The organism is Psychrobacillus soli (genome assembly GCF_006861775.1).
Classification (GTDB): Bacteria; Bacillota; Bacilli; order Bacillales_A; family Planococcaceae; genus Psychrobacillus; species Psychrobacillus soli.
Genome location: NZ_VDGG01000010.1, coordinates 43,548 through 56,944, shown reverse-complemented (window position 1 = coordinate 56,944; position 13,397 = coordinate 43,548). Strand labels below are relative to the sequence as shown.

Below are 13,397 nucleotides of genomic sequence, written 5' to 3'. Positions count from 1 at the left end.
ATTCACACATCCTTTTTAGCCCAACTATTTTGTGGAATAACAATAGTAAATCTTGCACCACCTAATTCACTTTTATCGACATAAATCTGTCCATTTAATAATCCAATCGAGTTTTTCACAATTGCCAAGCCAATCCCATGATTTTCACCACTTTTAGTTGTGTATCCATCTTGGAAAATAACATTTTCCATCATTATAGGTACACCCGGTCCGTTATCTTCTATATCAAAAATGATTTCTTTACCTAAATCGGTAAAAGAAACTTGAACTACACCTTTATGTTCGTTCTTTTTCCTAGCCGCCTCCATTGCGTTGTCTATTATATTACCAATTATTGGGACGAAATGATTCGACTTTGCATTATCTAAAATGCTATCTAATCGACTATCAGGATCAATTTTCAAAGTGACTTGTAATTCCTTGGAACGATTCATTTTACCAAGCAAACAAGCGGCGATTAAAGGATCTTTTACTGACTCCATAAGGAAAGAAACAATATTTTGTCGTTCACTCACTTCGGAAGAGACGATGTTAATCGCTCGGTCATATTCTTTCAAAATCAGCAATCCATAAATCGTGTTTAATTTATTCAAAAACTCATGGTTTTGGGCTCTCATGTTTTCCGAGAAGGTTTTTATTTTCGAGAATTCTTCGGTTAATTGTTCAATTTCCGACACAGTTCTTATCGTTAAAACAACCCCTAAAATCTCTTCCTCAATTAGTATTGGAGATGCATCTAGTACATAAAGTTGTTGGTTAAGCAACAGCTTTTTACTCGTATTGCTTCCTTTTGTTGCAATTGCTTCATTAATATACTTTTTTAGTTGGTTGTCTGCAATAATCGAACCTACTAGGAGCTGCTGATCATGGAATAATTCACGTGCTCGACGATTCATCGAAGTAATTTTCTTTTCGATGTTGACGGTAATCGTTGCATCTCGAATAGATTCGAGCGTTGCTTCTTTTTCTGTAAATAGAAAGGATATTTCCGCTGGTTCTAGTCCATACGTCAGTTTTTTTAATCTTCTCGCTATTAATATTGCACCGCCTATTCCTATTAGAAGCGGAATAATAGCTAGTTGAATCACATGCTTTCTATAATCGAGCACTTGTTGTTCTATGCTATTTACTAAAAATCCAACAGAAGAGACCCCTATAACTTCCCCTTTATCGTTCCAAATAGGCGTTTTTGCTTTTATGGCTGGCCCTGATATCCCGTTACCTCTGTAAATAATGGATTTGTGTTCACGAAGGGGTGCATCATTACTCGTGACGGTTGGCTTTCCGATATTTTCAGGATTAGGATGCGAATAACGTATTCCTTGATCATTAGCAACTGTTACGTAATCTGCTCCGGTTGTTTTACGTATCGTTTCTGAAATTAGTTGAATGCGTTTGGATGGATCTTCGTCTTCAAATGCTTCAATAATGGTAGGATTTTGTGCAGTTAGTTTTGCGACAGTCATCGCTTGTTTCCCCATATTGTTTTCCACAATATCATCGAGCATCGTAGAAAAAAGGATGCTTACTAGCAATGTACTGATTAAAACAACAACTATTATAAGTAACGTCATTTGTGTCAATAACGTCACTCGTGTTTTTTTCATTGAAACACCCATAAACTCACTTCACGCCTTCAGTATCATTAGTATACATAGTGTTTAGCCTATCCAGTTATTATATAGTTTGTCTCTCGTTTCTTCAATGAATGGAAAAGCATGAATTCTGTTCTACTCGGAAAGCAACCAATTCTCTATATAGCAAGTGGACTTGGAGTGAGACGACAAAACCTGTGACTCATTATGGGGGTATTACGATGAAGAGAACTTTATTGGGTGATTGTAGCGTAAATCAACGGAAATTGCTTAAATATCAGTGTCTACTCGTTAAACAACAAAATTTTATTCAGTTTTTCCATTGCCTGTATCCAGTAAATGGCTTAGGGCAACCAATTGATCATGGAAAGCATCCAGTTTTACTCGAAAAGCAATCAAATCAAGTCCGAGAGCAACCAAAATGCCGATGAAAGCAACCAATTCTCAATATAGCAGGTGGACTTGAAGTGAAACGGCTAATATTTCGACATATTAAAGGAATAATATGTATTAAAGCCAGCCAAACTCGCAGGGCTAGCATCTGATAGACTGGTTTGTTGCGTTCGTAGTGAATATCGGATCCCGATAAGCTAGTGTTTTCCATCGATTTTCGCTGCAGGCGGTTATCTAATAGAACTTTCCACGACACATTATTCTATAATTGATTATCTCCTAAAACACAAAAAAGATGAGTGGCAAGACCCATCTTTTCATACTCTCTTAATCTAAAATTTTCACTTTAACGGTTTTCTTACCCCAATTGATCGCTTCTTCTTTTGAAGGAATGAAAATATCTATTTTATTTCCTTTAATCGACCCACCAGTATCTCCAGCAATCGCTTCACCATAGCCTTCTACCCAAACTTTTGAACCTAGTGGAATAACAGAAGGATCTACTGATATAACTTTTTGTTCTGGATTTGCAAGTAAGTCAATCCCTGTCGCGGTTACACCTGAACATCCTTCACAAGTTGCTGTATAAGCGGTTGATGTAACAGTCAGTTCTTTTGCCGTTGATGCTGCAGGAACTGATTGTTTAGCCGCAGCAGGTGCCGAAGTTTTAGCTGTCGCATTCGATACACTTGTGCTAGGTAAAGAAGCCGCACTTACTTTCTGTTCAACCTTTTTAGTTCCTTCAATTACTAATTCATCTCCAGGATGGATTAAATCACTAGTAAGTTGATTGCGCTCCATTAACTCATCCACGGAAAGATTATGTTGTTCGGCAATATCAAAAAGTGTATCCCCTAAAACAACGACATGCGTTTCAAACATCTCTTCTATTTTTAACTCTTGAGATGGAAATATAACAGTTGAGTCAAGTCCATTCCATGCTTGTAGGTCTTGTACAGTTACATTCACCTCTTTTGAAATAGACCAGAGTGTTTCTCCTTTTTCTACCGTATGAACGCTCGATGCGGATGCTTGTCCCGCTGCTCCTACTGATAGTGCTGCGATTGCGGTTAGTGCAACAATGTGTTTTTTCATAAAATGAATTTCCTCCTTTTCACTAACGACACTTAGTTTAACATTCAAAGATGTCAATACTATTGCAGAATCATGAGAAGGAGATTTCATTTATATGACAAGATATATTACGCTGACCGCAAAACAAGATAAGGTTCCATGCTTTGTCTGCTCACAATCCCAGATCGCTGAAAAATGAGATTACCACACCACCCTTTGTTTGCGTCTATATACTTTATTCTCTTTATAGTTCTTTTCTTCTTTTCCTATCCCTAAATAATGCTCGCGCACCTCTTCATTGGATAATAGATAGTCTGCATTTCCTTGCATGACAACCCTACCATTCTCCATAATATATCCATAGTCTGCTATAGATAGTGCAACATTAGCATTCTGCTCCACTACTAACATGGAAGTACCTTCTTCTTCATTGATCTGCTTAATGATTTGAAAAATTTCTTTTACAAGCAACGGTGCAATCCCCAAAGATGGTTCATCCAATAATAATAGCTTTGGTTTAGCCATAATACCTCTGCCAATTGCGAGCATTTGTTGCTCGCCACCAGACAAAAAACCCGCTTTTCTTGACCGTAAAGCTTTTAGTTTTGGAAAATAGGCGAATATCTTTTCTATATCTCCTTTCAGATTGGCGCGATCTTTACGAGAATATGCTCCTGCCATTAAATTTTCTTCTACTGTTAAGTCTCTAAATACATGCCTACCTTCCATGCAAAGGAATATGCCATTTTTTACAATTACATCTGGCGTAATATTATTTATATTTTTTCCTTGAAACTCAATTGTACCATCCGTGATTTGTCCCCCATCGCCAGTAATCAGTCCAGAAATGGATTTTAAGGTTGTCGATTTTCCCGCTCCATTGCTACCTAAAAGTGCAACGATCTTTCCCTCCGGTACGTGAAGTGACATCCCTTTCAACGCTAAAATAATTTTCGAATAGACCGCTTCAATATTATTTACATGGAGCATCGTATTCTCCTCTCCACCAAATTCATTTATTTGTATCCATTCCTTAATCTTTGTGGCTGAAATAGTCAGTCAACGGCTCCCATTTTCCACCTTTAACTACGCCAAGACGAGTTTGCTCCGTACCTGTATGGTTATCTGCACTAAAGCTGACGGGAGCTCCTAAACCACCAAGATCTAAATTCTTTAATGACTCTATACCTGAACGAATTTCTTCCCCTGTCAATTCACCTTCTGGATGTTTTTTGGCAGCTTCTTGAATCCCCGCAACTAAAATTTTCGCAGTAGTCCATCCTTGAATGAATTTCTGGTTAATGTCTTCTAATGTCTTTCCTTCTGCTTCTAAATATTCTTTCACTTCCGCCATTCCTGGAAGGTCTTCCGATGGCATTGCATGGGAAAGAATTCCGATATAACCTTCTGCAATGTCATTACCAACAATATCAATTACTCCTTCACCGGATGCCCAGTTCAAACCGATAAATTGCGTTTCAATACCAAGCGTTTTAGCATCTCTTAAAATGGTAGCAGTTGCTCCCCATGTTTCTTGAATAATTGCATAATCAGGATTTTTCTTTTGCATATTCAGCAATTGAGATTGTGCTTCTGTTGCTTGCACATCAACGATTTGCTCATCAACAATTTCGACGCCTATTTCCGCACCATATGCTTTAATATCTTCAATCGGCGAACGTCCAAATGCAGTATCATTATACAATAATGCAACTTTTGGAGCAGATCCTTTATGATTATCTTTAATCCATTTCAAAACGGAGCGGCCTTGGTCTGAGTAAGACGCAGCGGCCAAGAAATTATACGGGCTTTCCTCAAGACTTTTTAAGTTTTCCGAATAAGAAGCAGAAAAGTATGGCAGCTTATCGCTAGCTACTTGTTGACGCAAAGCTTCCGTGTCTCCAGTTCCCCAACCAAGTACAGCAGAAACTTTTTCCTTATCACGAAGTTCCTGATAAATTTTCTGCGCTTGTGGAATTTCATACGCGTAATCTTTTCCAGTCAATTCAATAGTTAGACCCTCTACTCCACCTTTACTCTTTAAATACTTAAAATACGCTTGCTCCCCTTCTGCATAAGGTGTCCCTACATCGCCAGTTCCTCCAGTAATATCATAAAGTCCACCAATTACAACCGTTCTCTCCCCTTTTGTCACATCTCCGCTTACTGCTACTTTTTCATCTGATGAACACGCACCAAGCAATAATACGAACATGATTCCCATAAACAAACTTGTCAACATACTTTTTCTCATTTTCATGAATATCCCCCTCTGTTTTTAAAAAGAAATTCTAATAAGAAAACGGCCATAATTTAAAGTATTTTTTTATATTGAGCCAAATATGAGCTAGCCCCCCTGGTTCAAATATTAAAAATATAATAATAACTGCACCAAATACAAAGTCTTTAAAAGCGGAAAGCAGTTGGTACAAATCCGGCGCAAAAGCAGCCAACATATCAATAACTGAGCTTAAACTTACTGGCAATAGCGTGATAAAAACAGCTCCCAAAATGGAACCGAATACACTACCTAAACCACCGATCAAAATCATTGCCAAATATTCTATTGATACATGAAAATTATAAAGTTCCGGGCTAACGATCATCGTGTAATGGGCAAGTAATGCACCTGCAATTCCAACAAAAAAGGAACTAATCGCAAATGCCATTACTTTATATTGGAATAGATTAATCCCCATAATTTGTGCCGCAATATCACGATCACGGACCGCTAAAAAAGCTCGTCCAGTTCGTGTTCTTATTAAATTTGTCGCATACAATACCGTTAATAAAAGAATAATGGCACATAAATAGTAATACCCTGTATTTGTTGATAAAGAAAACTCTCCGATTGTAGGTCGGTTAAGGACCATTCCTGCCGTTCCACCTGTTAAACTATCCCATCTGCTAATAACAAATAGAATAATAACTTGAGCGGCTAGAGTGGCAATAGCTAAATACAAGCCCTTTAATCGTAAAGAAGGGATCCCAAATAGACCGCCTATTAATGCCGTCACAATTCCAGCTATTGGCAATGCAATCCAAAAGCTTATACCATAAGTGGATGTCAATATGGCCGAAGTATACCCTCCCACCCCTAGAAAGGCTCCTACTCCGATCGATATTTGACCTGTTAAACCGGTCAAAATATTAAGACCGATTGCCCCCACAGACGCTATGGCACATAGTGTAAATAGTCCTATCCAGTAATTGGACACAAAAAGAGGCAGTGTGAGAACGATAAGCACAATGAGCAGGGCTTTCACTTTAGCTCCAGTAGTCCCAAACAACTTCATATCGTCGCTATAGGAAGTTTTATAATTCCCGCTTTCTCTTACAAATAAATTACGCACTCTATCACACCCTCTCAATTCTTCGACTACCAAATAAGCCATGTGGTTTTAACATCAAAATAAGGAGAACAATGATAAAAGGGACAACATCTTTTAGCCCCCCTCCTACAAGCGGGTCCAAATAACCTCCAGCTAAGTTTTGAACGATCCCAATGATAAATCCTCCAATAATTGCTCCTAAAACACTATCCAGGCCTCCTAAAATAACGACTGGTAAAACGGTTAAACCTATAGCGGACATAGTAGGGCTTAGACCATTTATGTTCCCTAGAAGTACTCCCCCAACAGCAGCTACAACTGCAGCAATCATCCAAGTTGCAGCATAGACGTATTTCACACTCATCCCCATTGATAGTGCCGCTTGACGATCATCGGCAACCGCTCTCATCGCATTCCCCATTTTAGAAAACTTGAAGAACAGAGAAAAAATGACCAGTAGCACAACAACCACGACAAATGACCAAAGATAAACAGGAGTGATGATCACTCCCGCAATATTTATTGGGGTTTGTGGAAAAACCGGTGGAAATGTACGTGTCTTGTGACCCCAGATCATATGCACCGCTCCACCGAGCAGGCTCGACAATCCTATGGTGGCCATAATGACGGATACAACCGGTGCATTCTGTATAGGTCTAATAACCAACCTCTCCACAACAAGCCCTAGAACAGCACTGAACACAAGTGTGATAAGTAATGCATACATGAATGGAATTTTATAAGCAGTCATTAAGATTAAACAGATATAAGGTCCAATAATAACGAATTCTCCATTTGCCAAATTCAATGCACCGCTAGCTCTATAAATTAAGACAAACCCTAATGCAACCAGTCCATAAATACTACCGACAACCACTCCTGTTACGAGCATTTGTAGAAAAAAAGTCATGTTTAAGCCACCCCCTGTTTCATGTTCAACTGAATAACTTGCAAACTGATCTCCCCAATAGATTCTTTTTCAAAATTAGTCATCGTTACTTTTTGAGTCTCGGAATACATACCATTTATAAGCATTTGATACTTATCCTCTATGAAACTCCTTCTTACTTTTAATGTACGAGTAAGTTCACCATCATCCGCACTAAACTGTTTGTGTAAAATAGTAAATTTTTTTACTCGTGCGTAAGAAGGTATCTGGTCCATTAACTTTGTCACTTGTTGTTCGATAAACTCTACAACTTGAGGATTTCTAGCTAAATCGGAGTATTCGGTATAAACAATTCGATTTTTATCTGCCCAACGTCCTACACTGTTCAAGTCGATATTCAAAATAGCTGTCATATACGGCATATCCTTACCGAAACAGACAGCCTCTTGGATATACGGACTTGTTTTCAATGTATTTTCTACTATTCTCGGATAAATAAGTTTGTCATTTTGATCCTTAATAATATCCTCTTGTCGATCGAGCATATAAAGATGCCCATCTGTTCCTAAGCGGCCACAATCCCCGAGAGTAGTCCATCCATCGGTCATTGTCTGGCGATCTTCCTCATGTAAATACTGTGTAGAAATAGAAGAGTTTCTTACGTAAATGACCCCATCTTCCCCAATTCTTACTTCCGTTCCAGGTAGAGGTACACCCGAACTTTCCACCTTAATATTCTCATCATGCTGAACAAATGCGATTCCAGCTAACTCTGTCCCCCCATATGTTTGTTTTACATTCACTCCAATACTATGAAAAAAATAAAATGCCTCTGTTTGAAGTGCAGCTCCTGCGATATAAGCCCTTTTTATCCTAGCTAATCCAAGATGATCTCGAATCGCACTGAAAACAAGGAAATCACCAAGTTGGTACATGCACTTCTCTCCAAATGAAAGCGTTTGCTTATTTAGCTTCGCTCGTGCCATTTTGTCTCCGTACTTCTTAAAAGTTTGATAGACCTTTTTCTTAAACCAACTTGCCCCTTCCATTCTTATCGTAAAATCAGACATGATCTTTTGAAAAACCCTTGGCGATGCTAGAAGCATTTTTGGTCCTATCTCACGTAAATCACCGATCACCGTATGCGCCTTTTCTGGAAAGTTTACGACGATTCCAGTTAATAATGGCATAACGCTACTTAGCACTTGCTCGTTAATCCAAGAAAGTGGTAAAAACGAAAAGTAATCATCTTTGTTTTCCATTTGGTCTACCATCGCCAGGTTTTTGGCGGCTTCTAGTAGATTTTCATGTGTAAGCAATACCCCCCTTGGTTTTCCAGTTGTTGCTGCGCTATAAGCAATCATTGCATGATCGTCTCCAAGCCTTTGCGCCAATTTATCTTGAAAAAAGTGACGATTATCTTCTATTAAACTGACCCCATTATCCAATAGATCCTCGAAATCTATTAGCTTCGAATGTTTATAATGGCGCATTCCTTGTTTATTGTAAAAAATGATATGTTCGACAAGTGGAATTTCTTTTTCAATTTCTAGCAATTTATCTACTTGTTCCTGATCTTCCACGACAACAATACGGGCCTGGCAATCATTTAAATAGTATATAAGCTGCTCTGGAAGCGATTCTTGATAAATCCCAACCGAAATACCACCTAAACTTTGTGTAGCCATTTGAGAATAGAGCCACTGTGGGCGGTTTTCCCCTATAATTGCGAGTTTTTCCCCGCTTTGGAAATTCAACTTTTTAGTAAGTGAAATGGACAGTTGCTCTACTTTTTGAAAATAGTCCCCCCAAGTGATTTCGTTCCATATCCCTAGATGTTTTTGTCTTAATGCAACTTCGTGTTCGTTCTTGGACGCACGTTCCGCTAAAAGATTAGGTAATGTTTTTTCTGACCCCACGCTTGTTCCACCTTTCTAAATAACGGTTTCTTCTCCAATATAAGCTCGGATTACATCCGGATTTTTCTGTATTTCTTCCGGCGTACCAAATCCAATACGTTTTCCAAAATCTAAAACTGCAATATGATCGGATAAATTCATGACAATACCTAAATCATGCTCGATTAGTACAACAGTTATATCCATCACCTCATGCATGTCTAATATGAAACGAGCCATTAGATCTTTTTCAGAATTGTTCATCCCGGCCATTGGTTCATCTAATAATATTAACTCCGGTCCTAATGCCAGCGCTCTACCTACTTCCACTCGTTTTTGTAATCCGTAAGGAAGCGTTCCAACTGGCGTATGACGAATATCTTGTAGTTCTAGAAACTCAATGACTTCTTCTACTTTTTTGCGATGCTCAATTTCTTCATTAGCCGCTTTACCAACATACATTCCTCCACTTATTGCACCTGAGTTCATTAATGTATGTCTACCTAACTTCAAATTATCAAGTACAGACATATGAGCAAACAGTGCAATATTTTGAAAAGCCCGCGCAATCCCAAGTGTTGTCCGATGGTAAGGCTTCTTGTTAACTATTTCCTGACCCTTATAACGGATGGAACCGCTAGTTGGTTGATATAAACCGCTAATACAGTTGAGCATACTTGTTTTCCCAGCACCATTAGGGCCAATAAGTGAGAAGATCTCCCCTTTTTCTATATGATAGGTGACGTCATCTAATGCCTTTACTCCCCCAAATTGTAAAGACACGGCTTCTATCTCTAAAATAGGTTCCACTACGATTCTCCTCTCAAATCCAATTTTCCATTTTTGAATATATTCTGAATATTACTTCAGGCATAACAGCTTTGTCAACATAATTTGTGATTCTTAAGAACTAGTATTTTGTCGATAATTACAATAAATTGCACATGGAATTTTCACGAAATAAAACTTATATTTTACAATATTTTCACAAAAATATAGTTACTATAACCCTTTTCAACTAGCATTTAATGGTATTATGCGATCTTTTCCACGTAAAAAAACTCCATCTATGACGATTAGCCATAAATGGAGTTACTAAGGTTATTCAACTTTCGACAAGAACTTCTTCATTCATTTCTCTTTCAGCATTTGAATTATTTATTCCGTGATGTAAATTTATTATTTTATCTAAAAATATTACGTTTAAATAAGTATTCGTAGGAAATATCGATGAACAAATACCTATTCGCATTAACTGGTACTGAAAAAGTACGCGTCATTTCCCCCGTGTCAATGTCGCTATACACGTCGGAAAAAACACCATTTTGATCATTACGCATAGTAATAATAGTTTTCAAAAAGTATGGACGCCAACTCCAATTTTTATTGATCGCTTCTTTTTGTATATGCCATTCGTTATCGATTCGCATAATATTAGGAGATGTTTGAAAACCTTCTTCATCGCAAATATAAAGACGGAAGGAATAATCATCAAGTGCATGAGCAAGTGCAAGAAGCTGCTCCGCATCATTACTCACAGGCTTTAAACGGTGGACGGATTTCTCTAATATATTCTGCAACGCTTTTAGCTCATTGTAATTTCCTTCCAGAAGACGTTTTTCTGCAGAGATGAACTGCTGACATTTTTCTTTGAAACTCTCTTTTAATTGATCTCGTGGAATTGTTGTTGTATGTACATCGGCTAAATATTTTCCTTGATAATAGCGTCCACCATTTTTCCATGCAAATTGAAGCTGATGAACACTATCGATGCCTTCAAATAACATATTTGCACCAATTCTACGCGCCATTGTACTAAGTGATGTGAACAAATCATTTTCCACACCCCAAGACTCATAACTCAACTTTGCTATGTTCAACTTCAAAATGTTAGGAGATAACATATTTATATAATCTAAATGACTTTCAGAGCCAACTTGGTTTATAGCAATTTTGATCCCGTATGTCCGGAAATAACGAAGCACATTATTTAGTTCTTTAAATGCTCCTTTAAAATCATGCTCCGAAACGACAACAACGATTCGCTCTAACTTATCTTCTGAAATATACTGTTTAATGATATCAAAATAACTTTCCCCATAGTCTAGTACGAGCAAATTGGCATTGCACGGTAAATAAATATCGAAATCTTTTGCTTCCATCGCTAATTGAGAAAGGCCAAGACTCCAAATTTTATGTGTCACTTCCACTCGATACTCTTCTGGAATATCCTCATCGTAGGCAAATGAATTCAAATTCACCTGGTTATCGTCGACAATAAGCTTACCAGAGATTTCATATGCAACAACTATATGCTCATCCGCACTAAAAATCGGCTGAAAACACACTTTTAATTTATCTAAATTCGTTAGTACTTCTATTGCATCCATTTTCGTAACCCCCTTAAAACTTCAAACGACTTTTTCCTTCTTTTCATGGTATTCCAATGAAATGCAACTTGCAATCGAATTGTATGTAATTTCATTTACAAATTATGACCATACTTCAAACGAATGAATAGTTGAACTAAAATTCCATTGAAATCATGATTGTAATCATAAAATTTGATTCCGAACATTTTGCAACCACCCAAAAACACAAACTTTCTTTTTTATAAAATAAAAATAGTTCGCTTTTAGTGTAGATAATCGTTATATATTACTCTATAATATCAAATATATTAAATAAATACGAACGTTTAGGAGTGTTCACCCAAAATGGTAGTACCAATAAATAAACAAACGGAAGAAAAAAGTAACCATCAACACTTAACGGTTGGACCCGACGAAAAAGTCTCACGCGGGCAGTCTATTTTACTCGGTTTACAACATGTATTAGCTATGGACGTATACGTAGTTCCCTTTATTATCGCCATGCTGATTTCTCTACAGGCTGGTCAATCAACAGCTTTAATACAATCTACCTTTATAGCTGCTGGGATTGCAACAATTATACAAACCTATTTCTGTATGAAACTACCTGTTGCTCAAGGGCCTTCTTTTATTCCAATCGGGGCTATCGTAGGTATATACGCTGCTAGTGGTGGTGGAATAAATGGATGGAGTACGGTTTTAGGTGCTAGCTTAATTGCCGCTATTCTAGTAATTATTTTAGGATTTACTGGCATCTTCCATAAATTGATTAAATCTTTTGTACCTCCAATTGTTGGGGGTACCATCATTTTTGTAGTCGGTCTGTCCTTAATGCCTGTTGCCTTAAATGATAATATTTATAATGCTGTTGGTGCTACTGTTACCCAAAACGTGTATTTAGCACTTATCTCAGGTACTATGCTTATTCTATGTGTGATGCTAGGTTCTTTGTTTCAAAATAATGGTCGCATTTTCCGTATTGCTTCGGTTATTATATCGCTAATCGTCGGGTGTATGGCGGCTAGTTTTATGGGAGTATTGGACTTATCTGCTGTTGCAGAAGCAAAATGGTTTAGTCTTCCCCAAATTCCTTTTATCGATTTTAGTTTTTCTTTTAACCCATCTGCGATCATAACAATGATTATTATTTACGTTGTGTTAATGGCAGAAACAACTGGCACGTGGTTTGCGGTAAGTAATGTAATAGACAAACCATTAACCGATCAAAACATTAATCGTGGAGTTATCGGTGAGGGGATTGGCTGTCTAGTAGCTTCGTTATTGGGTACGACTCCTGTAACTGGTTATTCAACGAATGCAGGAATCATTTCAATTACCGGTGTTGCTAGCCGAATTGTTTTTATTGTAGCTGGTGTCTGGTTTGTATTATTTGGTTTTTCAAGTAAATTATCGGCTCTAATATCGTCTATTCCATCTGCCGTAATCGGTGGCGTTTTCGTCATCATTTGTGGTGTGATTGCTATTAGTGGAATGAAAGTGATGAAAAATGAGCGTATCGGTGAAAAAGAAATGTATGTCATCGCTGTGCCAATGATTTTGACATTAGCTTTAACATTCATTCCTGATGATTTCTTATACGCTTTACCTACTACATTACAATATTTATTTAACTCACCCGTTGCAACTGCTGCCATCGTTGCAATTATATTGAATAAATTATTACCGAGTGTAAAGTAAAAAAAGACCAAAGTGCCAGTCTCTGGTCCGATCTAGCAAATGGAAACGACAAACTAGTCGAGTAGATGCCGACCAGGCGTGTTCGGCGGGCTCTTCGACCTATTATTCCTATAATGGGTCCAAATCATGGTCGTCTCAATCCAAGT

The 13,397-nt window shown here is 37.7% G+C and carries 11 protein-coding genes; 2 read left to right on the top strand and 9 right to left on the bottom strand.

Translation table 11 applies throughout. The features are described 5' to 3' along the window. Positions 1 to 2: 2 nt before the first annotated feature. Positions 3 to 1,607 carry an ATP-binding protein gene (locus FG383_RS06260; RefSeq protein WP_246096880.1) on the bottom strand — a complete coding sequence of 535 codons (1,605 nt, stop codon included), beginning with the start codon at positions 1,605 to 1,607 and terminating at the stop codon, positions 3 to 5. Positions 1,608 to 1,816: 209 nt separating this feature from the next. Between FG383_RS06260 and FG383_RS06255 the strand changes: the two genes are divergently transcribed. Continuing rightward, the gene (locus FG383_RS06255; protein ID WP_142606050.1) at positions 1,817 to 2,026 is read left to right on the top strand and encodes a hypothetical protein; all 210 of its coding nucleotides are present in this window, start codon (positions 1,817 to 1,819) and stop codon (positions 2,024 to 2,026) included. A 289-nt stretch (positions 2,027 to 2,315) separates the two neighbouring features. Here the strand turns inward: FG383_RS06255 and FG383_RS06250 are convergent, their stop codons facing one another. The 8 genes from FG383_RS06250 to FG383_RS06215 form a co-directional block, all read right to left on the bottom strand. Continuing rightward, complete coding sequence (locus tag FG383_RS06250) at positions 2,316 to 3,083, bottom strand: LysM peptidoglycan-binding and 3D domain-containing protein (protein WP_142606048.1); 768 nt, start codon at positions 3,081 to 3,083, stop codon at positions 2,316 to 2,318. Between the two features lie 180 nt (positions 3,084 to 3,263). Further along, entirely contained in the window at positions 3,264 to 4,052 is a 789-nt protein-coding gene (locus FG383_RS06245; protein ID WP_142606046.1) for an ABC transporter ATP-binding protein, read from the bottom strand. 43 nt (positions 4,053 to 4,095) lie between these two features. Further along, the gene (locus tag FG383_RS06240) at positions 4,096 to 5,322 is read right to left on the bottom strand and encodes an ABC transporter substrate-binding protein (protein ID WP_246096878.1); all 1,227 of its coding nucleotides are present in this window, start codon (positions 5,320 to 5,322) and stop codon (positions 4,096 to 4,098) included. Between the two features lie 31 nt (positions 5,323 to 5,353). After that, a complete protein-coding gene (locus tag FG383_RS06235; RefSeq protein WP_142606044.1) occupies positions 5,354 to 6,415 on the bottom strand; it encodes a branched-chain amino acid ABC transporter permease in 1,062 nt (353 codons plus the stop codon). Between the two features lie 4 nt (positions 6,416 to 6,419). After that, a complete protein-coding gene (locus FG383_RS06230; protein WP_142606042.1) occupies positions 6,420 to 7,304 on the bottom strand; it encodes a branched-chain amino acid ABC transporter permease in 885 nt (294 codons plus the stop codon). Between the two features lie 2 nt (positions 7,305 to 7,306). Next, complete coding sequence (locus FG383_RS06225; RefSeq protein WP_142606040.1) at positions 7,307 to 9,202, bottom strand: AMP-dependent synthetase/ligase; 1,896 nt, start codon at positions 9,200 to 9,202, stop codon at positions 7,307 to 7,309. Positions 9,203 to 9,217: 15 nt separating this feature from the next. After that, on the bottom strand, positions 9,218 to 9,991 hold the full coding sequence (locus tag FG383_RS06220) for an ABC transporter ATP-binding protein (protein ID WP_142606038.1): 774 nt from the start codon (positions 9,989 to 9,991) through the stop codon (positions 9,218 to 9,220). 374 nt (positions 9,992 to 10,365) lie between these two features. Beyond that, positions 10,366 to 11,571: an EAL domain-containing protein gene (locus tag FG383_RS06215; protein WP_142606036.1), complete on the bottom strand. Its 1,206-nt coding sequence runs from the start codon at positions 11,569 to 11,571 to the stop codon at positions 10,366 to 10,368. 327 nt (positions 11,572 to 11,898) lie between these two features. On the opposite strand from FG383_RS06215, the gene FG383_RS06210 reads away from it, so the two are divergent. Beyond that, positions 11,899 to 13,251 carry a uracil-xanthine permease family protein gene (locus tag FG383_RS06210; protein WP_142606034.1) on the top strand — a complete coding sequence of 451 codons (1,353 nt, stop codon included), beginning with the start codon at positions 11,899 to 11,901 and terminating at the stop codon, positions 13,249 to 13,251. Positions 13,252 to 13,397: the final 146 nt, after the last annotated feature.

Coding starts and splice junctions, on each gene's coding strand:
- FG383_RS06250 (WP_142606048.1), bottom strand. CDS start 3,083: ATGAAAAAACACATTGTTGCACTAACCGCAATCGCAGCACTATCAGTA.
- FG383_RS06245 (WP_142606046.1), bottom strand. CDS start 4,052: ATGCTCCATGTAAATAATATTGAAGCGGTCTATTCGAAAATTATTTTA.
- FG383_RS06215 (WP_142606036.1), bottom strand. CDS start 11,571: ATGGATGCAATAGAAGTACTAACGAATTTAGATAAATTAAAAGTGTGT.
- FG383_RS06240 (WP_246096878.1), bottom strand. CDS start 5,322: ATGAAAATGAGAAAAAGTATGTTGACAAGTTTGTTTATGGGAATCATG.
- FG383_RS06210 (WP_142606034.1), top strand. CDS start 11,899: ATGGTAGTACCAATAAATAAACAAACGGAAGAAAAAAGTAACCATCAA.
- FG383_RS06255 (WP_142606050.1), top strand. CDS start 1,817: ATGAAGAGAACTTTATTGGGTGATTGTAGCGTAAATCAACGGAAATTG.
- FG383_RS06260 (WP_246096880.1), bottom strand. CDS start 1,607: ATGAAAAAAACACGAGTGACGTTATTGACACAAATGACGTTACTTATA.
- FG383_RS06230 (WP_142606042.1), bottom strand. CDS start 7,304: ATGACTTTTTTTCTACAAATGCTCGTAACAGGAGTGGTTGTCGGTAGT.